Source organism: Pseudomonas sp. JL3, from assembly GCF_031570575.1.
Classification (GTDB): Bacteria; Pseudomonadota; Gammaproteobacteria; order Pseudomonadales; family Pseudomonadaceae; genus Aquipseudomonas; species Aquipseudomonas cucumis.
This window is the reverse complement of record NZ_JAKWJK010000016.1, coordinates 48,363-69,518: the sequence shown is the minus strand read 5'-3', so window position 1 is coordinate 69,518 and position 21,156 is coordinate 48,363. Positions and strand designations below refer to the sequence as shown.

Here is a 21,156-nt window from a genome sequence, read left to right as displayed (position 1 = left end):
GGTCAGAACTCGTTCTGCAGAGCTTTGTAGCCGCGCACCAGATCGACGTTGGTGCGGGCCACGTCTTCGGAAAACTCCGAAGCGCTGACGCTCACCGGTGGGAACTGCGACAGGTCAGTATTGGGACCTATGCGCGTGGTGGAGGGCACATAGAAGTCTTCAGGCAAATCACGACCGTCGACCACCGAGTTGTGTCGCACCACGCAACCGTCGCCCACTTCGCAGTTGAACAGCACGCTGTTGAACCCTATGAAAACGCGGTTACCGACAGTGCAGGGGCCATGCACGATGGAGCGGTGGGCGATGGAGCTGAACTCGCCGATGGTCACCGCCGCGCCGGACTTGGAGTGGATCACCACGCCGTCCTGAATGTTCGAATTGGCGCCGATGGTGATCGCTTCCATCTCTCCCGAGTCGTCCACTTCATCGGCGCGAATCACCGCGTACGGACCGACGAACACGTTCTCGCCAATCACCACTTTGCCGCAGATGATGGCGGTTTTATCCACATACGCTGACTCCGCAATCAACGGCAGATCGCCGGAAGGATTCTTGCGGATCATGGCTTGCTCAACGCGTCGTACAAGGTGTTGAGGTTGTATTCGAACAACCCGGCGAACGTGCTGGCCGGGCCGGTCGCCGCGAGGGCATCGGAGTACAGCGTGCCGCCGATATGCGCGCCGCTTTCATCGGCTATTTGCTTGAGCAGGCGCGCGTCCTTGATGTTTTCCATGAACACCGCTTTGACCTTGGCCTGACGGATCTGCGTGATCAGCGCAGCGACTTCGGCGGCCGAGGGTTCACGTTCGGTGGACAGACCTTGTGGCGCCATGAAGTCGATGCCGTAAGCCTGACCGAGATAACCGAAGGCGTCATGGGAGGTCACGATTTTGCGGTTACCCGGTGGCAGCGAACCGAGCTTGGCTTTGGCCTCGGCGAGCAAGGCGTAGATCTTTTTCAGGTAGGCCTGGCTGTTGTGTTCGTAGTCGGCTTTGTTGGCTGGGTCGGCGGCGATCAGTGCTTTGGTGATGTTGCTGATGTACAGCTCGCTGTTTGCCAGGTTGTGCCAGGCGTGTGGATCGGGAATGGTTTCGCCGTCTTCATCCAGCGAGCGTGGAATGACTCCGTGGCTGGCGCTGATGACCGCAGCTTTGGTCTCGGTGCTGGTCACCAGACGGTCCAGCCATGGCTCGAAACCTAGCCCGTTCTTGATGATCAGTCTGGCCTTGAGCAATGCCTTGGCATCGTCTGGAGTCGGCTCGTAGGTATGGGCATCGGCGTCTGGCCCGACCATGTTGGTGATCTGAATATGGTCGCCGCCAACCTGATGGGTCATGTCGGCGAGGATGCTGAAGCTGGTGACTACCTGGAGTTTCTCCGCGGCAGACAACGACATCGACAGCATCAAACTGAACAGCACGAGTAAAGCGCGCATCGGGCAACACCTCATTGGGATGTGAGCAAAGGCGGGCGGCGCAGCAAACCGTGCACCGGACCGAACACCACGGACAGCAGATACAAAGCGCCAGCCACCAGCACGATCGCCGGGCCGCTAGGCAGTGAGTAGTAAAACGACAGCAATAATCCGAACCAGACCGAGAGACAGCCGAGCAGTGCGGCGATGGCGATCAGTACCGGCAAGCGACGACTCCAGAAGCGAGAAGCCGCGGCCGGCAACATCATCAAACCGACCACCATCAACGCGCCGATTGCCTGGAAACCGATCACCAGGTTCAGCACCACCAACGTCAGAAATACCCCGTGAGCCAGAGGCCCGAGGCGGCTAACGGTTTGCAGAAAGAGCGGGTCGAGGGTATCCAGCAACAGGGGTTTGTAGATGAGAGCCATGGCGATCAGGCTGAAGCCCGAAACCCAAATCATGCCGGTCAAAGTCGGCCCGTCGACCGCCAGTGCGGAGCCAAACAGAAGGTGCAACAGGTCCAGCCGCTTGCCGGCGATACCGAGGATCAGCACGCCGCTGGCCAGCGATATCGGGTAGATCGCGGCCAGGCTCGCGTCTTCCCGCAGGCCGGTGCGGCGGGTGATCCAGGCGGCCAGTCCAGCCATGCTCAAGCCAGCACCGAGGCCACCGATGGTCAACGCGGGCAGACTCAACCCGGCAAACCAGAAGCCCAATGCGGCGCCCGGCAAGATGCCGTGAGCCACCGCGTCGCCGATCAAACTCATGCGCCGCAGGATCAAAAACACCCCAAGCGGAGCGGTGCTGCACGCCAGAACGAGACCACCAAGCAACGCCCGGCGCATGAACACGAATTCGTGGAACGGTTGCCAAAGCTGAGCGGCAGCGATCATCAAGCCACCTGCGTCTGGGGTTGTTGGCGAATCAGATCGGTACTGGGGCCGAGGACGCAGCCGCTGCTTTTGATCAATAGGGTTTGTGGGATGTGTTGGCGCACGGCGGCCAGGTCATGACACACCACGACCAGGGTTCGACCTTCGGCATGCCAGGCGTGGATGTGTTTCCAGAGCAGCGCCTGGCCGAGTTCGTCGAGCGCGGCGTGGGGTTCGTCGAGCAACAGCAAAGGGGCTTCGGCGAGACTCAACCGAGCGAGCAGGGCACGCTGCAATTCGCCCCCGGAGAGGGCCATCAATGGGCGAAGTTCCAGGCCGGTCAGACACCAGTCTTCCAGCGCAGACTTGAGGCGTTGGCTGCGAATCTCTGGAGCTTGTTTGCTGCCCCAGAAACCTGCGGCCACCAACTCTTGCAGACTGATGGGGAATTGCCGGTCCAGGTGTTGTTGCTGTGGCAGAAACGAAAGGCCGCCTTTGCGTGGAACATCAATGATGACTTTTCCGGTCAGTGGCTTTTGTAGACCGGCGATGACTTTCAGGAGGCTGCTTTTACCCGAGCCGTTGGCACCAATGACAGCGGTCAGGCTTCCTTTGAGTAACTGGAAATCCACCGACGGAGTGAGCGGTTGACCGGGAGCGCCCCAGCGCAAGGCTTGGCATTGGATCATGCGGCCTCCCAATTCCAGCGGCTTTCAGCGACGGCATCGTGGGCGTGAAGACTTTCGGCATGGACGACTCGCACGTGAAAGGCGTTGATGCCCGGGGAGCGTTTCAGGGCCAGGTTCAAGCGGCGGGCGGCGTCTTCGCAGAACATCAGGTTCTGACCGTTGGCGAGGGCGAAGGCTTGTTCGTCGGCGCGTTTCACGGCGGTTTGCACTGCGGTGCCGAGGGCTGCTTCCGCATCGTTGATCGCGGCGATCAGCGGCAGATCATCCAGATAGTTGTCCAGACGCAGCTGCAATTGCGCATTGCTGCGTTGGCTATGCGGCGTGGCGACGATGCCTTTCGTGGAGCCGAGCCACGCCAGAACATCGGCGTGTTGCAGCGATTTGTTGGCAAATCATCAACGAATTGCTGCTGAATCAACTGCCGCGAAAGCGCTGCTGAGCACGGGCAGGTTGAGGAATAAGGAACGTCGATTTTTAGTTCCACGTGGAACATCGCGTTTTTCAAACTGGCTTCGATGCTCACCGGATAGGTTTTCCAACCGGCTAGCGGACTGATGAGCGCGGGTCTTTTGAGCAATAGTTCGGTGTGAATTTTTAGGTAAGCGTTGTGGGAAAGTCCTTCATGGCTCTGAAGAAAACTCTGCAAGACTCGCCGCAATAACGCGGGTGAAAGATTCTCCTGCTCAATCATTTCCAACGCTAGATACAGCCGCGACATGTGTATGCCGCGCGCCTCTCCATCGTCGAGACTAACGCCAGCGTCGGCCTTTGCGCTCAGTCGCTGGCCATCGAATAAAACAGGAAGAGCAATGCCGCACATGCCCACCCAATCGAGTGGCAGGGCTTGGCGTGAGGCCTGCGCGGCGATATCCGGCAGAGTCAGCGCATTCATGAGCAGGTCCATCGTGGGAGTTGATTTGGCATGTTATATTATAACAATCAAATCGACGATGCCTTTTTCGTGAACGAGCTTTCACCATGCACAGACGTCACTTGCTCAACCTGATTCTGGCCAGCGCGGCCTTCGCGTTACCTTTTGGTGCGTCGGCCACGCAAATTCGCAATGCACGACTGTGGCGTTCTGACGACAAGCTGCGACTGGTGTTCGATCTGAGCGGGCCGGTGCAATACAAGACGTTTTCCTTGAGCGCTCCTGAACGGCTGATCATCGACCTGAGTGGCGCCAATCTCAGTGGCGACTTCAGTCAGTTGGCACTCAGCAACACGGTGATTCGCGCAATTCGCTCCGGACATTTCGGCCAGGGCGATACGCGGATCGTCCTCGACCTCAGCAGCCCGGTGCAGCTCAACAGTTTCCTGCTGCCGCCCCAGGACGGGCAGGGGCATCGATTGGTGCTCGATCTGAAGACCGCTGCGCCGCTACAGATCGCGGCGGTGCCTTCGGAAAAAACTGAACCCGTCACCGACAAGGCCCACCCCAAGCGCGACATCATCGTGGTGGTTGACCCTGGTCACGGCGGTAAAGACCCTGGTGCGGTTGGTGCCAAAGGTGAGCGGGAAAAAGACGTGGTGCTGTCGATCGCCCAGCTGCTGGCCAAGCGACTGAAGCGCGAGAAGGGCTTCGACGTGAAACTGGTGCGCAACGACGACTTCTTCGTCCCGCTGCGCAAGCGCGTGGAGATTGCCCGCAAGCACAAGGCCGACATGTTCATCTCGGTCCATGCGGACGCGGCGCCGCGTCTGACCGCTTCAGGTGCGTCGGTGTACTGTTTGTCCGAAGGCGGCGCGACCTCGGCCACGGCGCGCTTCATGGCGCAACGTGAGAACGGTGCAGACCTGCTGGGCGCCACCAGCCTGCTCAATCTCAAGGACAAGGATCCGATGCTCGCCGGGGTAATTCTCGACATGTCGATGAACGCCACCATCGCCGCCAGTTTGCAGCTGGGCAGCACGGTGCTCGGCAGCCTGGCGGGCATCACCACGCTGCATCAGAAGCGCGTGGAACAAGCGGGATTCGCTGTATTGAAGTCGCCGGATGTGCCGTCGATTCTGGTGGAAACCGGCTTCATCTCGAACGCCCGCGACAGCCAGCGACTGGTGACTGCCCGCCATCAGCAAGCCGTGGCGGATGGTTTGTTCGATGGTTTGCAGCGTTATTTCCAGAAGAATCCTCCGGTCAATAGTTATTTGGCTTGGCTGAGCGAACAGAAGTAACTAACGAACATTAGCAATAAAAAGCGGATATGTTATAGCTAGAAAGTCTCTATTTTCATGGGTTGGCTATCAAAATTGATAGTAGACGATGGAATAGTTATCGCTTTAACTAGAAAGGAAAGAAAAATTTAATATTAAAATTTATTGAGCCTTGAGGTGTAATGATGAACTTAGTTAAATATTTTGAGAATTTTGATGCGCTTAAGGATAAGACATATGAAACAGGAGAAATGCTGGTCACGCCTCATATGACATTTGTCACTACTTCGCCAAGCAACTCACTAGGAATGAGCATTGGACCGGTTCGATCTGAAGAGGAAGGGTTCAATGAGAAAGGTCTATTATCAGATAATAATAGTCATTTTGGCCCTGGGGATTTACTTGTAACGTTCAGGCATCCCCGTATCCAAGGCTTCGAGCTTGCATTTCATGGATATAATGCTCATGGATATGTCTGTAAGTGTTTTGATCAGGGTGGGCAGCTTGTCACTGAACTACCGCTGAAAACCGATGAGGCTCAATTTGTTAGATATGAGCGAGGTGGAGGTGAGGGTTATATTTCACGGCTTGAAATTAATTTTTGGTCAGATTATACATATATGGCAGTTGATTCATTTTGTATATGGGGAGAAGAATAGTCGTGCGACTCTTTCTATTATCGATCCCCCTACTTGGTTTGCGGGGTGCATAATTTTTACTTTTTTCGATAGAGCAATTTTCTTCTATCTCAGCAGCCAGTCATCCGGCTACAGGTGAACTTCGCGCTGCTGCCCCCAGAGCTGGAGAATCGATTGATGGTTGTCCAGCCAACCCGGCGGTTGTAGCCGACCCAGGCTTCGCCATCGGACGCGATGCCGGTGAAGAACGTCAATTGCCCGTAGCGGCTATTGGTTTGCGCCCACTGGCGCTTGCCGGCCATTTCAAAGCCGCGCAGATGGATCGTGCTACCGACGGTGTTGACGCTGTAGGCATTGCCATCGGCATCCACGCAGGCCAGCAGATTGGCGCTACGAGTGCAGCTAGCCAGGCTCGGGACTTGTCCCCAGGCATCGACCGCGATCAGCAGCGAAAGGCTCAACAGCGAGAATTTCAGGGCGTTTCCCATGGCATTTCTCAAAGGGGCGGACGGGTTAAAGCATCGTGCCCTTTGTCGCAGCGAGCAAGAGGGGAGTGGCTTATTTGTATTGTTATACTATAACATAAAAATACACCCGCTCTGATGATCCGCCGCCATGACTGAACAAGAACTCCTCGCTCAACCCGCCGCCGATTACATGAACGACGCCCAGCAAGACTTCTTTCGCGACCTGTTGCTGACTCAGCGCAGCGAGCTGCAGGAGCGCATTAGCGGTGAGTTCGACGCGTTGCGTGAGCAGGAACCCCACAGCGATCCCGCCGATATCGGCAGCGCCGAAGAACAGCGCCAGTGGCAGCTGCGCCTGCTGGAGCGGGAAAAGAAGCTCCTGGACAAGATCGACGAAGCCCTCGAACAGCTGGCTCGCGGCGAGTACGGCTGGTGTCGCGAAACCGGCGAGCCGATCGGTCTCAAGCGTCTGCTGCTGCGGCCCACCGCCACTCTGTGTATTGAAGCCAAAGAACGTGAAGAGCTGCGCGAACGCCATCAACGGGCGATTTGACCGGCCACATCCTGATGAGGAATACCTGATGCCCAATCGTCTCCCCGTGACCGTCCTGTCGGGCTTTCTCGGCGCCGGAAAAAGTACACTTCTTAATTACGTACTACGTAATCGCGAAAATTTGCGGGTCGCAGTGATCGTCAACGACATGAGTGAGATCAATATCGATGGCAGCGAAGTCCAACGCGATGTCAGCCTGAACCGTGCCGAAGAAAAACTCGTGGAAATGAGTAACGGCTGCATCTGCTGCACTTTGCGAGAAGACTTGCTCGAAGAAGTCAGCAAACTCGCCAAGGACGGTCGTTTCGATTATCTGCTGATCGAGTCCACGGGGATTTCAGAGCCGCTGCCCGTGGCGGAAACCTTCACGTTTCGCGATGAAGAAGGGCAGAGCCTGGCGGACATCGCACGGCTCGACACCATGGTCACCGTGGTCGACGGCATGAATTTCCTGCTCGACTATCAGGCTGCCGAAAGCCTCGCTTCCCGTGGCGAAACCCTGGGAGAGGAGGACGAACGCTCAATCACCGACCTGTTGATCGAGCAGATCGAATTCGCCGACGTGATCCTGATCAGCAAGATCGATTTGATCAGCAGCAGCGAGCGCCAGGAGTTGATCGCGATCCTTGAACGGCTCAATTCCCAGGCCGAAATCATTCCGATGGTCATGGGCGAAGTAGCGCTCAAGAAGATTCTCAACACTGGTCGCTTCGACTTCGAAAAAGCCGCCCAGGCGCCGGGATGGTTGCAGGAGTTGCGCGGTGAACACGTGCCGGAAACCGAGGAATACGGCATCGCCTCCAGGGCTTATCGGGCGCGGCGACCTTTTCATCCGCAACGCTTCTTCAGCTTCATCGACCGTCCGTGGGTGAACGGCAAATTGCTGCGTTCCAAGGGCTTTTTCTGGTTGGCCAGCAAACACAGGGATGCTGGCAGCTGGTCCCAGGCCGGCGGCTTGATGCGTCACGGTTTTGCCGGACGCTGGTGGCGTTTCGTGCCGAAAAACCAGTGGCCGCAAGACGAAGAAAGCACCGCCGGGATCATGGAAAACTGGACGGCCGCCACCGGCGATTGCCGCCAGGAACTGGTGTTTATTGGGCAGAATATCGATTTTGCGCAACTCACCACCGAGCTCGATAGCTGCCTGCTGACGGATGCTGAGATGGCCTTGGGTGTCGAGGGCTGGCAGCTACTGCCCGATCCGTTTGGTCCTTGGCATGAAGAGGCGGCTGCCTGATGTTGGCGCCCAGTCTGAAGCTGCGACCAGTCATTCGCCAGGTTCAAGGTGATACGCCAAAAGCGCTGACCGGGATTCTGGACGACGGCGTGAACCTGGCCCTCTGGCAGCGCCAACTCCCGGCGCACATTGCCGATTTCGGTCGTTTGTTGTTGTCCCTGAACGAGCCGCTGGCCGAGTCGCTGTCTTTTGAAATGGCCAGTGATGACGCCGAACCCCATCTCCACGGTTTAGCCTCAGGGTTCAGCGACCTTGAGGGCTACGAAGGCTTTATTGCCGACGTTTCCTGGCTGGTCAGCGCCTTCGCCTGCCTCTTGGGCGCCCAGCGTATCGGCCTGCGTTTGCGGGTTCTGGACAAAGCCATGTGCCCGCGTTTCCACGTCGATCATGTGCCGGTGCGGTTGATCACCACCTACGCAGGTATTGGCAGCCAATGGCTGAAAGAAGGGGTGATGGATCGCCGGCAATTAGGCAAACCTGAGGCCGAACCGCAGGACGACTCGCTGATTCAGCAAATCACCAGTGGTGAAGTGGCGCTGCTTAAAGGGGAGAAGTGGCACGGCAACGAGGGCTTCGGCCTGATCCACCGCTCGCCGCAGCCGGCGCCAGGTGAGCGTCGTTTGATCCTGACCCTCGATTGGCTTAGTTAGCGGCTCAAGGCTTGAGCCAGGTTCCCTGGCTCTGGGCTTCGCAAAACGGCTTCAAATACGCCGCATCGGTGGCCACGCCGTAATAGTGAATATCCTGCCGGTAAGGCATATTGGCGACTTGAGCGTTGCTGCACACCCCGAACGCGCCAGTAGGGCATTGGTCGACGTACTGCACCTCGACTTTCTGCCCGGGCAGATTCGGCTGGCAGAAACCATCGGCGAACAGTTTTTCCGGGATGTTGCGGTTTTGCTGGCAAACCTTCACGTCGAGCCGCTCAGCCGTGCTGTGCACCACGCAGGCCTGGGCCAGCGCGTCGCCCGATGTGAGCGCCAGAAGCAACGACCATCCCATCAACCGCATTCTTTACCTCCTCAGAAAACCTCGACCATGTTGCAGAACATTCCCACCCACGTCATTGCCGGCCCGTTGGGGGCCGGCAAGACCAGCCTGATCAAGCACCTGCTGGCGCAAAGGCCCGCGGGTGAGCGCTGGGCGGTGTTGATCAACGAGTTCGGCCAGATCGGCCTGGATGCCGCGCTGTTGACCCAGGACGCCGATGGTATCGCACTGGGGGAAGTGGCCGGGGGCTGTTTGTGTTGCGTCAATGGTGCACCGTTTCAGATCGGCCTCGGGCGGTTGCTGCGCAAGGCGCGACCGGATCGACTGTTCATTGAACCCTCGGGGCTAGGACATCCGGCGCAATTGCTCAGCCAATTGAGTGAGCCTCCGTGGCAAGGCGTCCTGGCGGTGCAGCCGTGCGTGCTGGTGTTGGACGCCCAAGCGCTCGCGGCGGAGAAACCGTTGCCTGAGGCGCAACAGCAAGCCTTGAACAGTGCCGGGTTGCTGTTGCTGAACAAGGCGGAAGGCCTCGACGATAGTGATCGCCAGCGAATCGCCGCACAGTTGCCGATGCGTCCTTTGTACTGGACGCAGCAGGCCGTCTTGCCATTGAGCGAGTTACCAGGGTTCGGGGCTCAGGCTGTCGGGGGCGTGGATAACTTTGTCGTGCCCAAGGGATTGGCGCAGATGCCGGCCATCTGGACTGACCCCGCGCTGCCGATTTGCTTGAGTCAGGCGCAAGAGGGTGGCTGGAGTGTTGGATGGCGGTGGCATCCGAGTCAGACATTCGATGCCGTACTGATCGGGAAGTGGCTTGAGTGCCTTGAGTGGCGGCGGGCGAAGTTGGTTATCCACGGCGCCGAGGGGTGGGTGTCGGTCAATGCGCTGGATAACTCGTTACTGGATTGGCAGGCCAGCGAATGGCGTCGGGATTCGCGTATTGAGTTGATTTTCAGCGAGCCGCAGGCTGTCCAAGAACTGCAGGAAGGTTTGGCGAGGTGCCGCACTTAGGCAAATTAGCGAGTTTTTGTGCAGTTTTTGAAGGCCTCATCGCGGGCAAGCCCGCTCCCACAGGTACAGTGTGAACCTTGTGGGAGCGGGCTTGCCCGCGATTGGTTTTAACAGACTGACACCCGACTCAAGGACGCCACTTGGTGTGTTCTTGCCGCCACTGGCTCAGTTCAATCACTTCGGCCCTTGGCTTGGCGATATCAACCACCGGCGGTGTGTCGTCGAACGGCATCGGGTAGGGCGCGAGCTCGATCTGTGCGCTATGGGCGCCGAACTGGGTGATGGTGCCGGTGTGGCGGGTCTCGCCAGTCACGGTGAATTCGAAGTTATACACACGGGCCAGGCGCCGACGGCCGTTGGCGTCTTTAATGAAGGCGATCTTCTTCAAGGCTACGTTGCCGTCCAGCAGCTCGATCCGCAGCTTGGCGCAATGCTGCATGACCCGCTCCAGCGCACGTTCGCGCAAGCCGTGGTTGTGCCACAACCACGCACCACCGGTGGCGAGCAGCATCAGCACGAGGATATTTCCGAGGGTCAGCATCAACAGGGTGCTCCAACAAGATAGTGCCAGCTTAACTGCGTCGCCGGTCTGTCGTACAGGCTGCGTTTAGTCGCATACTGCGCGGCTCGAATTTCAATCGTTTGACGGAAAACTCACCGCATGAAACGTACGCCCCATGTGCTCGCCATCCAGTCCCACGTGGTGTTCGGCCACGCTGGCAACAGTGCCGCGGTTTTCCCGATGCAGCGGGTCGGGGTGAACGTGTGGCCGCTCAATACCGTGCAGTTCTCCAACCACACGCAATATGGCCAGTGGGCCGGAGAAGTGCTGGCCCCGCATCAGATTCCGGAATTGGTGGAAGGCATCGCGGCGATTGGCGAGCTGGGCAATTGTGATGCCGTGTTGTCTGGCTACCTCGGTAGCGCGGCCCAGGGCCGGGCGGTTCTCGCGGGCGTGGAACGAATCAAATCGATCAATCCCAAAGCGCTATACCTCTGCGACCCGGTGATGGGCCATCCAGAGAAGGGCTGCACCGTTCCAGCCGAGGTCAGCGATTTTCTGCTGGAGGAGGCGGCAGCGGTGGCCGATTTCATGTGCCCGAACCAGTTGGAGCTGAACAGCTTCTCGGGGCGCAAGGCGCAGTCATTGTTCGATTGCCTGGCGATGGCTCGCGCGCTGTTGGCGCGCGGGCCGAAGGCGGTGCTGGTCAAGCATCTGGACTATCCCGGCAAATTGGCAGATGGCTTCGAGATGTTGCTGGTGACCGCCGAAGGCAGCTGGCACCTGCGTCGGCCGCTGTTGGCGTTTCCGCGTCAGCCGGTGGGTGTTGGCGATCTGACCGCCGGGCTGTTCCTGGCGCGTGTGCTGCAGGGTGACAATCTGGTGAGCGCCTTCGAATTCACCGCGGCGGCAGTGCATGAAGTGATGCTGGAAACCCAGGCCTGCGCCAGCTATGAGCTGGAACTGGTGCGGGCGCAGGACCGGATCGCCCATCCGCGGGTGCGGTTCGAGGCGACAGCGATCAGCCTGTAATCGGGTGGTTGTCCCAATCGCGAGCAGGCTCGCTCCCACAAGGTTATCGCTGTACCTGTGGGAGCGAGCCTGCTCGCGATAGCGATCTGAAGAGCGCTGGATAACTGTCTGCTCAGGTGTCGCCCTTGATGTCCTGATAACGTTTTTCCAGTTCCTGACGAATCTGCCGACGCTGCTGGGCCTGCATGTATCGACGCTTGTCTTCACTGTTCTGCGGTTGCAGCGGCGGGACTGCGGCCGGTTTGCGCTGGTCATCCACCGCGACCATGGTGAAAAAGCAGCTGTTGGTGTGGCGCACCGAGCGCTCGCGGATGTTCTCGGTCACGACCTTGATGCCCACCTCCATCGAGGTGTTGCCGGTGTAGTTGACCGAGGCCAGAAAGGTCACCAGTTCACCGACGTGAATCGGCTCGCGGAAAATCACCTGATCCACCGACAAGGTCACCACATAGCGACCGGCATAGCGGCTGGCGCAGGCGTAGGCCACTTCATCGAGGTATTTGAGCAGGGTGCCGCCGTGGACATTGCCAGAGAAATTGGCCATGTCGGGGGTCATCAATACCGTCATCGACAGCTGGGCGTTTCCGGGTTCCATAACGTACTCACGGGTTCAAGGCAGGATTTCAGGGTTGCACCTCTGTGGGTGCTTGGTTTTTCAAACCAACAGTTATCGGGACGCCAGGCGGGGGGCCGCCGTCACGCCCGAATCTATCTGTTTCCATATATTGCACCGTCTTCCCGTCGGAAGTCGCGATGTTACCCTTCAAAAGCCCACCCCAAGGAGCCATACGCCATGCATGCCATCAGCTTCATTCAGGATCTGGCAGTGATCATGTTGCTCGCGGGTGTGGTGACCGTGCTCTTTCACCGTCTCAAGCAACCGGTGGTGCTCGGTTATATCGTCGCCGGCTTCATCATCGGCCCGCATACGCCGCCGTTCAGCCTGATCCACGATGAAGCAACCATCAAAACCCTCGCCGAGCTCGGGGTGATTTTCCTGATGTTCTGCCTGGGCCTGGAATTCAGCCTGCGCAAGTTGTTCAAGGTGGGCGCCACGGCGTTTATCGCGGCCTTCCTGGAAATCGTCCTGATGATCTGGATCGGCTACGAAATCGGCCGTTGGTTCGACTGGAATACCATGGATTCGCTGTTCCTCGGCGCAATCCTGGCAATTTCCTCGACCACCATCATCGTCAAGGCGCTCAACGACCTGAAGATGAAGAACGAGCGTTTTGCCCAGCTGATCTTCGGCGTGCTGATCGTCGAAGACATTCTCGGCATCGGCATCATCGCGTTGCTGTCCAGCATCGCGGTCAGTGGCACTGTCAGTTCCGGTGAAGTGTTTTCCACGGTCGGCAAGCTGTCACTGTTCATGATTGTCGCACTGGTTATAGGCATTCTGCTGGTGCCGCGACTGCTGGCCTACGTGGCGAAATTCGAAAGCAATGAGATGCTGCTGATCACCGTGCTGGGCCTGTGCTTCGGTTTCTGCCTGCTGGTGGTCAAACTTGAATACAGCATGGTCCTCGGCGCGTTCCTGATCGGCGCGATCATGGCCGAATCGCGGCAACTGCTGAAGATCGAGCAGTTGATCGAGCCCGTGCGCGACCTGTTCAGTGCGATTTTCTTCGTCGCCATAGGCCTGATGCTCGACCCGATGATCCTGCTGCAATACGCCTGGCCGATCGCGGTGATCACCGTGGCCGTGGTGTTGGGCAAGATGCTGTCATGCGGCCTCGGTGCTTTTATCGCCGGCAATGACGGACGCACCTCACTGCGCGTGGGGATGGGGCTTTCACAGATTGGCGAATTCTCTTTCATCATCGCGGCGTTGGGCATGACGTTGCAGGTTACCAGCAACTTTCTCTACCCGGTGGCGGTGGCCGTCTCGGTGATCACCACGCTGTTGACGCCGTATCTGATTCGCGCGGCTGATCCGCTGTCGATCAAGCTTGCCGCGGTGATGCCGCAGCGTCTCGCCCGTGTGCTGGGGATGTATGGCGAATGGCTGCGCAGCATTCAGCCTCAGGGCGAGGGCGCGCTGTTGGCGTCGATGATTCGGCGGATTCTGTTGCAGGTAGGGGTGAATCTGGCGTTGGTGATTGCGATCTTTTTCTCGGGCGCGTTCTTTGCCGAGCGCATGTCCGTTTACCTGCAAGACTGGATCAGCGACCCGAGCTGGCAGAAAGCATTGATCTGGGGCGGGGCGTTACTGTTGTCACTGCCGTTCCTGATCGCCGCTTATCGCAAGCTCAAGGCGCTGTCGATGTTGCTGGCAGAGATGGGTGTGAAGCCGGAAATGGCCGGCCGCCACACACAGCGAGTGCGTCGGGTGATCGCCGAAGTGATCCCGATCCTCTCGCTGTTGGTGATTTTCCTGCTGCTGGCAGCCTTGTCGGCCAGTATTCTGCCGACCAACAAGTTGCTGGTGCTGATCGTCATAGTCGCGGCCGCGGTGGCGGCGCTGCTCTGGCGCTGGTTCATTCGCGTGCATACGCGGATGCAGGTGGCCTTGCTGGAAACGCTGGACAATCACAAGGACTCATCCGGGCATTGACCACGCGGTGCATCAGGGTGGATCAGCTTTCCAGCCAGACGTCCCGCGCCCAGTGCCAGACTGATTCCCAGGTTTCTTCGGCGAGTAACTCTTCCTCGGCCAGCCAAAGCACCACTGTGCCGTCTTCTTCGACCAGGTAGTAATTGTCACCGTCCTGGCAGATCGGAATCATGCTGCGATCCACGCCTGCATCCCAGGCGTTGGCGGCAACGTCTGGCAGGTAGGTGTGGGACTGCGGGTCGGTGACGGTCACCGGCTCCAGGCTGCCGTAAACCACGTCGCTGACGGTCAGCAAAAACTCTCTGAAGACGAACGGGATGTCGATGAACAGTTGCTCTTCGATTTCCACAATCTGATCTTCGTCTGGCAATTCCAAGGGGACCGGTACCGGTTCGTTGGCTTCACGCAGTTGTTCGATGATTTCTTCCACGTCCGGGATCCTCTTGCTTGATGGCGCGGTTTAGTTGGGGCGGTTTATACAGTAGCTTGCTATAGATGCAACCGCGAAATAGAAAACCCCGGCCGAGGCCGGGGTTTCATTACAACAGGTGAAACGCGGGAAGTGATCAGCCGTTCTGGCGGATACCGGCCACCAGCCAAGGCTGGTTTTCGCCCTGTGGACGTTCCATGTTCCAGCTTTCGCTGAACACTTCGCCCTGGTCGAAACGCGAGGACTTCGACACGCCGCTGAAGGTCAGGGTGGCGATGGTCTTGTCCGCACGGTCATCAACGCCGTCCAGTTGTACCTGGAGGTTATCGATGTAGGTCGACTGGAAGCCGTCGCCCAGGTCGGCACGTTCGCGCTTGAGGAACTCCAGCAGTTGCGGAGTCACGAACTCGGCGATCTTGTCCATTTCGTTGGCGTCCCAATGCTGCTGCAGGGACTGGAAGTGGTTGCGGGCCGCTTCAATGAAGTTGTTTTCATTGAACCAGGCTGGAGCATTGATCACCGGACGAGCGGCAGCAGGTGCGGCCGAGCCGCCGAAGATCGAACCCATGGCTGCTGGTTTCTGTTCGAACACTTCACGCTGCATCGGCGCGCCGGCTGGAGCCATGTGCTCCTGCTGCTTGCGACGACGGGCGGCGATGAAACGGAAGACCAGGAAGGCGATGACCGCCATGATCAGGATGTCGAAGATCTGCATGCCCTGGAAGCCGTCGCCCATGAACATGGAGGCCAACAGGCCACCAGCCGCGATACCGGCCAGGGGGCCGAGCCAGCGCGAAGCACCGCTGGCCTTGGTAGCGGCGCCAGCAGCACCGGCCGCGCCCGCAGTGGCAGCAGCGCCGCCTGCAGCAGAAGAAGGAGCCATTTGGCTGGTCTGGTGAGTCGGCGCAGCGCCGGAGCTCTTGCCGCCACCAAAGCGCTTGGCGGCATTGGCGTCGAGGCTCATCGTCAGGCCAATGCACAACGCCATGGCGATGCTAAGAAAACGTTTCATAAAGGGAATTCCCATTTGTGGAAGGCACGCGCGCCATGTTGCACAGCTGAAGTGTTACTGGCTAGCGGCAGAGTGTTTCGGGCTTTTGCCTGACAGGTTGTGTTCAGCTTCAGTCAGCGCAATAAGGCCTGTTAACTTTGGTCTGTAGGACGAGTGGATAAGTTCTGTAGGAAGGGTGTGCGGTCGGATAGATCGTTCCCACGCAGAGCGTGGGAACGATCTATCCGTACTAAATGGCTTCCAGCTTCGCGTAACCCAGCATCAGCCACTTGCTGCCTTCGCTGAAGTTCACCTGCACCCGAGCCTGAGCCCCGGCACCTTCGAAGTTGAGGATCACGCCGTCGCCGAACACCGAATGCCGTACGGCCTGGCCCAGGCTGAAGCCGGTGTCCGGGATCTCGCTGCCGCCAAACAGGCTGCTGGAGCTTTGCTGCTGACCCCCACCGAACGGCCGGCTGACGCTGTTGGACAGCCGCACTTCCTGGATCAGGCCTTTCGGCACTTCACGTACGAAACGCGACACCTTGTTGTAGGTCTCGCTGCCGTACAGGCGTCGGGTTTCAGCATAAGTCAGTACCAGATTTTGCATCGCCCGGGTGATTCCGACGTAGGCCAGGCGGCGTTCCTCTTCAAGACGGCCGGGTTCTTCCAGGCTCATCTTGTGCGGAAACAGGCCTTCTTCCATGCCCACCAGGAACACGTAAGGGAATTCCAGGCCCTTGGCACTGTGCAGGGTCATCAACTGAATGCTGTCTTCGTGTTCGTCGGCCTGGGTATCTCCGGCCTCCAGCGAGGCGTGACCGAGGAACGCCGCCAATGGCGACTGTTCTTCATCCTCTTCCGGGTTTTCGAAGTTACGCGCGGCGCTGACCAGTTCCTCAAGGTTTTCTACCCGGGCCTGGCCTTTCTCGCCTTTTTCCGCCTGGTGGTAGGCGATTAACCCCGACTGCTCGATGACGGTCTGAGTCATCAGGTGCAGCGGCATTTCCAGGCACTTGGCGGCGAGATTCTCGATCAGCTCGATAAACGCGCCAAGAGCACCGGCAGCGCGACCGGTCAGGCCTTTGTTGGCCACCAGCTGACGCATGGCTTCCCACATTGACACATGGCTGTGGCGCGCATGATCGCGGATCGCTTCGACGGTTTTTTCGCCAATGCCACGGGCCGGAACGTTGATCACCCGCTCCAGGGCCGCATCGTTGCCACGGCCTTCCAGCAAACGCAGGTACGCCATGGCGTTCTTGATTTCTGCCCGTTCGAAGAAGCGCTGACCGCCATAAATGCGGTATGGAATGCGCTCGCGCAACAAGGCTTCTTCCAAAACGCGCGATTGGGCGTTGGAGCGGTACAAAATCGCGATATCGCTGCGGGCCAAGCCGGTTTTCAGCGCACTTTCGATGGTTTCAACCACGTAGCGTGCTTCGTCATGCTCGTTGAAGGCGGCGTACAGATTGATTGCTTCGCCTTCGCCACCATCGGTCCACAGCTCTTTGCCCATGCGCCCGGTATTGTTGGCGATCAGGGCGTTGGCGGCTTTGAGGATCCCGGCTGTGGAGCGGTAGTTTTGCTCCAGACGAATAATCTGGGCATCCGGGAAGTCGTCGGAATACTGATAAATGTTCTCGATTTTCGCGCCACGCCAGCCATAGATCGACTGATCGTCGTCGCCGACCACCATCAGGCTGTCGCCACCCTTGGCCAGCAGACGCAACCAGGCGTACTGCACGGCGTTGGTGTCCTGGAACTCGTCCACCAGAATGTGCCGGAAGCGCTTCTGATAATGGGCGAGCAGGCCCGGGTGATCGCGCCACAGATCGAGGGCGCGCAGCAGCAGTTCGGAGAAGTCGATGACGCCGGCGCGCAGGCAAGCAGCTTCATAGGCTTCATAAATGCTGCGCATGGTCGCCAGGAACAGATCGCCGCTGGCTTGAATATGTTGCGGACGCAGACCTTCGTCTTTCTGCCCGTTGATGAACCACTGGGCCTGTCGGACCGGCCAGCGTTGCTCGTCCAGGCCCAGCTCGCGGATCACCCGCTTGACCAGTCGTTGCTGGTCGTCGCTGTCGAGAATCTGGAAGGTCTGGCTCAGGCCGGCTTCCTGCCAGTGCGCCCGCAGCAAGCGGTGCGCCAGGCCGTGGAAGGTGCCGACCCACATGCCGGCCGGGTTGATACCCATCAGCTGCTCGATGCGGTGACGCATCTCGGCAGCGGCCTTGTTGGTGAAGGTCACCGACAGAATGGAGTGGGGCGAGGCGTTCTCGACCTGGATCAACCAGGCGATACGGTGCACCAGCACTCGGGTTTTACCGGAGCCAGCACCGGCCAGGACCAACTGACGACCCACGGAGGCAGCTACGGCCTGACGTTGGGCATCGTTGAGGGAGTTCAGCAGAAGGGAGAGATCATCGCGCATCGGGGCATTCTAGGGTGCGCCGTCACACCGGGCAAACCGAGCTTTGCATTAGCCGATGAAAGAAGCACCGATGACGACCGGTCGGTCACCAGCTGCAAGCATTGGCGGAGCTCGTCTGGCGGCTTTTTTACCAAGGCGGGCGGCTCAAACTTTCGTCTATTTTATGACCGTGGACTGTTTGGTCCGGGCATTTGCTTGTGTATGCTCCGTCCACAATTCGGGCTCGCATGCTCACTATAAGAACAAGAACATTGCCTATGACCCTCAGCTCCGACCTGTCGGGCCCCTCTGTGGAGCCCCGGGTTATCCGCAAACAGTACGCCATGGAGATGGCGGTCGAACGCACGCGCCTGCTATACCAGGGCTCGCTGTTGCCTACGCTGTTCATGCTGATCAACGGCCTGGTGTGCGCCGGCTTGCTTTGGAGCCCACAGCGTTACTTCGTGGTCAGCGTCTGGCTGATCTGGTTATTGTCGCTGGTGGCGTTGCGAGTAATTCAGGTCGCGGCCTTCGATTCGGCGATTCCCAACCGTCAGGCTCATCCGGTCTGGCGTCGCATGTTCATGCTTGGCTCTGCCATGACTGGCCTGACCCTCGCCGGTGCCGGCATCGCGTTGGTGCCCGCTGACAATTTCATGCAACAAGCCTGGGTGTTCGGCCTGATCGGCGCCGCGGCCCTCTCGGCCAGCGTCGCTTATGCCGTCAGCCTTCCGGCTTTTCTGTCCTTTACCTTGCCCTGTCTATTGCCGGCCATCGGCTATCTGTTCTGGGGCGGCGATGAGCAAGAACAGGGCTGGGGCTGGTTTGGCCTGATTTTGCTGGGTTCGTTGAGCGTGGTCGCCTGGCAGGTCAATCGGCTGATTAACCAAGGGCTGCTGCGACGCTTTCAAAATCAGGCCCTGATCGAGCATTTGCAGCAGGCGCAAAGTCGCAGCGATCAGCTCAACCACGAACTGGCCAAGGAAATCGACCAGCGTCGCCGCGCTGAAGACGAATTACGTGAAACTCAGGTCGATCTCGAAAACCGGGTCGCACAACGCAGTCTGGAACTGGACGCCGCCAATCAGGCCTTGAGCAAGAGCGAAGCGCGGCTGGCGCTGGCGTTGAAGGCGAGCGAACTCGGGCTGTGGGACTGGAACCTGCAGACAGACGAAGTCCATCACACCCAACTCCAGGAGCTGTTTGGCCTGGAGCCGGAATTCGTGACAGCGATGCTCCGCCACCTCAAGCCCAGGCTGCACCCCGACGACTTGCCATCGCTGAAGCGGGCGCTGGTCGAGCACTTGAAGGGCCGCAGCGAGGATTATCAGATCGAGTATCGGGTACGGCATGGCGATGGCCATTGGGTCTGGATCGAGGACCGTGGTCGAGCGGTGGAGCGCGCCGAGAACGGCCGGGTGATCCGCATGGTCGGCACTCGCCGCGATATCAGCGCCAGCAAGGGCCTGGAAGAACAGCGCCAACTGGCGGCGACAGTGTTCGAGGCGGCCAGCGAAGGCATTGTGATTTTCGACCCGAATTACGCGCTGATTGCCGTCAATCAGGCCTTCAGCCAAGTGACCGGCTACGACATCGACGACATGCTCGGGCGCAACGTGGTCGATTTGCCCTGCAGCCGCGATGCCCGTCGGCATTACGCCGCGATTCATCAGGCGCTGGAGCAGCATGGCACCTGGCAAGGCGAGTTGGTCGAAACGCGCAAGAATGGCGAGTTGTATCCGCAATGGCTGCAATTGAATGCTGTGCGCGATGCGCGGGGAAATGTGAGTCATATTGTCGGCTTCTTCGCCGATCTATCCGCTCGGCGTGAATCCGAAGAGCGCATGCGCTACCTCACCCATTACGACGAACTCACCGGATTAGCCAACCGTTCGTTGTTCCGCGAACGGCTTCGCGAGGCTCATCAGCGGGTGCGTCAGGGCGGTCGGCGCAGCCTGGCGTTGCTGCACATCAATCTGGACCGTTTCAAGCTGCTCAACGACAGCCTCGGCCACGAAATTGCCGATCAACTGTTACAGAAAATGGCCCGGCGGTTGGTCAATGCGCTGCCGGAAGCGGACACCATCGCCCGACTGTCCGGCGATGAATTTGCGGTGCTGTTCGACGCCTACGGCAACCTGTCGAGCCTGGCGCGCGTGGCGACTCGATTGGCGGCCAAGTTGCGTTTGCCCGTCACCGTCGAGGGTCATGAATTGGTGGTGAGCGCGTCCATGGGCATCAGCCTGTTGCCAGACACCGCGCGGGAGATTACCGCGCTGGTCAGCCAGTCGAACATGGCCATGCAGCATGCCAAGCACTTGGGCGGCAACAACTTCCAGTTTTACACCGACAGCCTGCAAGCCAGCACACTCGAGCGTTTGCAGCTCGAGAACCAGTTGCGCAAAGCCATCGAAGAAAAGCAGTTGAAAGTGTTTTATCAACCGAAACTCTGCCTCGCCACCGGCCGGCTGAATGCCGCCGAGGCGTTGGTACGCTGGAATCACCCGACCCTGGGCCAGGTACCGCCGGGGGATTTCATCGGTCTGGCCGAGGAAACCGGGCTGATCGGCGCTATTGGTGAATTCGTTTTGCGTCAGGCCTGCTGGCAAGCCTGCGAGTGGCAGCGCCAAGGGCTGGAGCCGATTCGGGTGTCGGTCAACCTGTCGGTGCATCAATTGCGGCAGGGGAAACTGGTCAGCCTGGTGCGCCAGGTGCTGGAGGAGACTGGTCTGGCGCCGCATTACCTCGAACTGGAACTCACCGAAAGCCAGTTGCTGGATAGCGTTGAGCACATCATCGCGACCTTCCAGCAATTGCGCGATCTCGGGGTGAAGTTGGCGATCGACGATTTCGGCACTGGCTATTCGTCTCTTAGCTACCTCAAGCGCATCCCCGTGGACTACGTGAAAATCGATCAGGCATTTATCCGCGGTCTGGGGGAGAGCAGTGAGGATGCGGCGATCACCCGGGCGATCATTGCCATGGCCCACGGCCTGTCACTGAAAGTGGTGGCTGAAGGCGTCGAGGGACCGGAACAGCTGGAATTTCTGAAAGCCGAGCGCTGCGATGAAGTGCAGGGCTATTGGGTCAGCCGTCCGGTCGAAGCCGCCGACCTGGCCGAGCTTTTACGTCGCGACGCCAACCCTTTTTAGCCGCAGCCTTCGCCGGCTGCTACAAGGACCGAGAGGGCTACATGGAGC

20 protein-coding genes and 1 pseudogene are annotated in these 21,156 nt (G+C 59.0%); 9 read left to right on the top strand and 12 right to left on the bottom strand.

Going from position 1 to position 21,156, the window contains the following annotated elements:
- Window positions 1–2: 2 nt before the first annotated feature.
- From MMG91_RS23045 to folE2, 5 genes and pseudogenes are all read right to left on the bottom strand, one after another.
- Window positions 3–563 (bottom strand): DapH/DapD/GlmU-related protein, encoded by a 561-nt coding sequence (locus tag MMG91_RS23045; RefSeq protein ID WP_305447563.1) that lies wholly within the window; start codon window positions 561–563, stop codon window positions 3–5.
- Window positions 560–1,435, bottom strand: a complete 876-nt coding sequence (locus MMG91_RS23040; protein WP_310660823.1) for a metal ABC transporter substrate-binding protein — start codon at window positions 1,433–1,435, stop codon at window positions 560–562. Before MMG91_RS23040 ends, MMG91_RS23045 begins: the two co-directional genes overlap by 4 nt.
- An 11-nt stretch (window positions 1,436–1,446) precedes the next feature.
- Entirely contained in the window at window positions 1,447–2,313 is an 867-nt protein-coding gene (locus tag MMG91_RS23035; protein WP_305447561.1) for a metal ABC transporter permease, read from the bottom strand.
- A complete protein-coding gene (locus tag MMG91_RS23030; RefSeq protein ID WP_310660822.1) occupies window positions 2,313–2,981 on the bottom strand; it encodes an ATP-binding cassette domain-containing protein in 669 nt (222 codons plus the stop codon). Before MMG91_RS23030 ends, MMG91_RS23035 begins: the two co-directional genes overlap by 1 nt.
- A pseudogene (gene folE2 / locus MMG91_RS23025) lies at window positions 2,978–3,873 on the bottom strand (GTP cyclohydrolase FolE2). Before folE2 ends, MMG91_RS23030 begins: the two are co-directional and overlap by 4 nt.
- Before the next feature lie 86 nt (window positions 3,874–3,959).
- On the opposite strand from folE2, the gene MMG91_RS23020 reads away from it, so the two are divergent.
- Both MMG91_RS23020 and MMG91_RS23015 read left to right on the top strand, forming a co-directional pair.
- On the top strand, window positions 3,960–5,156 hold the full coding sequence (locus MMG91_RS23020; RefSeq protein WP_310660821.1) for an N-acetylmuramoyl-L-alanine amidase: 1,197 nt from the start codon (window positions 3,960–3,962) through the stop codon (window positions 5,154–5,156).
- 161 nt (window positions 5,157–5,317) lie between these two features.
- On the top strand, window positions 5,318–5,794 hold the full coding sequence (locus MMG91_RS23015; RefSeq protein ID WP_310660820.1) for a hypothetical protein: 477 nt from the start codon (window positions 5,318–5,320) through the stop codon (window positions 5,792–5,794).
- 89 nt (window positions 5,795–5,883) lie between these two features.
- On the opposite strand, the gene MMG91_RS23010 is transcribed toward MMG91_RS23015, so the two are convergent.
- Window positions 5,884–6,261 (bottom strand): glutamine synthetase, encoded by a 378-nt coding sequence (locus tag MMG91_RS23010; RefSeq protein WP_310660819.1) that lies wholly within the window; start codon window positions 6,259–6,261, stop codon window positions 5,884–5,886.
- 127 nt (window positions 6,262–6,388) lie between these two features.
- Between MMG91_RS23010 and dksA the strand changes: the two genes are divergently transcribed.
- The 3 genes from dksA to MMG91_RS22995 are packed head-to-tail and all read left to right on the top strand — an operon-like array spanning window position 6,389 to window position 8,680.
- The gene (gene dksA, locus MMG91_RS23005) at window positions 6,389–6,793 is read left to right on the top strand and encodes an RNA polymerase-binding protein DksA (protein WP_310660818.1); all 405 of its coding nucleotides are present in this window, start codon (window positions 6,389–6,391) and stop codon (window positions 6,791–6,793) included.
- Window positions 6,794–6,821: 28 nt separating this feature from the next.
- Window positions 6,822–8,030: a zinc metallochaperone GTPase ZigA gene (gene zigA / locus MMG91_RS23000; RefSeq protein ID WP_310660817.1), complete on the top strand. Its 1,209-nt coding sequence runs from the start codon at window positions 6,822–6,824 to the stop codon at window positions 8,028–8,030.
- Entirely contained in the window at window positions 8,030–8,680 is a 651-nt protein-coding gene (locus tag MMG91_RS22995; protein ID WP_310660816.1) for a DUF1826 domain-containing protein, read from the top strand. Before zigA ends, MMG91_RS22995 begins: the two co-directional genes overlap by 1 nt.
- A gap of 4 nt (window positions 8,681–8,684) precedes the next feature.
- Here the strand turns inward: MMG91_RS22995 and MMG91_RS22990 are convergent, their stop codons facing one another.
- Complete coding sequence (locus MMG91_RS22990) at window positions 8,685–9,041, bottom strand: hypothetical protein (protein ID WP_030132506.1); 357 nt, start codon at window positions 9,039–9,041, stop codon at window positions 8,685–8,687.
- 27 nt (window positions 9,042–9,068) lie between these two features.
- On the opposite strand from MMG91_RS22990, the gene MMG91_RS22985 reads away from it, so the two are divergent.
- Window positions 9,069–10,031 (top strand): CobW-like GTP-binding protein, encoded by a 963-nt coding sequence (locus tag MMG91_RS22985; RefSeq protein WP_310660815.1) that lies wholly within the window; start codon window positions 9,069–9,071, stop codon window positions 10,029–10,031.
- Window positions 10,032–10,158: 127 nt separating this feature from the next.
- Here the strand turns inward: MMG91_RS22985 and MMG91_RS22980 are convergent, their stop codons facing one another.
- Complete coding sequence (locus MMG91_RS22980; protein ID WP_095052328.1) at window positions 10,159–10,572, bottom strand: DUF3301 domain-containing protein; 414 nt, start codon at window positions 10,570–10,572, stop codon at window positions 10,159–10,161.
- A 120-nt stretch (window positions 10,573–10,692) separates the two neighbouring features.
- Between MMG91_RS22980 and pdxY the strand changes: the two genes are divergently transcribed.
- Complete coding sequence (gene pdxY / locus MMG91_RS22975) at window positions 10,693–11,565, top strand: pyridoxal kinase PdxY (RefSeq protein WP_305447550.1); 873 nt, start codon at window positions 10,693–10,695, stop codon at window positions 11,563–11,565.
- Window positions 11,566–11,677: 112 nt separating this feature from the next.
- Here the strand turns inward: pdxY and MMG91_RS22970 are convergent, their stop codons facing one another.
- Window positions 11,678–12,160: an acyl-CoA thioesterase gene (locus MMG91_RS22970; protein ID WP_310660814.1), complete on the bottom strand. Its 483-nt coding sequence runs from the start codon at window positions 12,158–12,160 to the stop codon at window positions 11,678–11,680.
- 198 nt (window positions 12,161–12,358) lie between these two features.
- Between MMG91_RS22970 and MMG91_RS22965 the strand changes: the two genes are divergently transcribed.
- A complete protein-coding gene (locus tag MMG91_RS22965) occupies window positions 12,359–14,122 on the top strand; it encodes a cation:proton antiporter (protein ID WP_305503948.1) in 1,764 nt (587 codons plus the stop codon).
- 22 nt (window positions 14,123–14,144) lie between these two features.
- On the opposite strand, the gene MMG91_RS22960 is transcribed toward MMG91_RS22965, so the two are convergent.
- The 3 genes from MMG91_RS22960 to uvrD form a co-directional block, all read right to left on the bottom strand.
- Window positions 14,145–14,552, bottom strand: coding sequence for an SMI1/KNR4 family protein (locus MMG91_RS22960; RefSeq protein WP_008073570.1), 408 nt, complete (start codon window positions 14,550–14,552; stop codon window positions 14,145–14,147).
- A 136-nt stretch (window positions 14,553–14,688) separates the two neighbouring features.
- Complete coding sequence (locus MMG91_RS22955; protein ID WP_305447548.1) at window positions 14,689–15,564, bottom strand: Tim44 domain-containing protein; 876 nt, start codon at window positions 15,562–15,564, stop codon at window positions 14,689–14,691.
- A 229-nt stretch (window positions 15,565–15,793) separates the two neighbouring features.
- Window positions 15,794–17,977: a DNA helicase II gene (uvrD, locus tag MMG91_RS22950; RefSeq protein WP_310660813.1), complete on the bottom strand. Its 2,184-nt coding sequence runs from the start codon at window positions 17,975–17,977 to the stop codon at window positions 15,794–15,796.
- 257 nt (window positions 17,978–18,234) lie between these two features.
- Between uvrD and MMG91_RS22945 the strand changes: the two genes are divergently transcribed.
- Entirely contained in the window at window positions 18,235–21,108 is a 2,874-nt protein-coding gene (locus tag MMG91_RS22945) for an EAL domain-containing protein (RefSeq protein WP_310660812.1), read from the top strand.
- Window positions 21,109–21,156 lie beyond the last annotated feature (48 nt).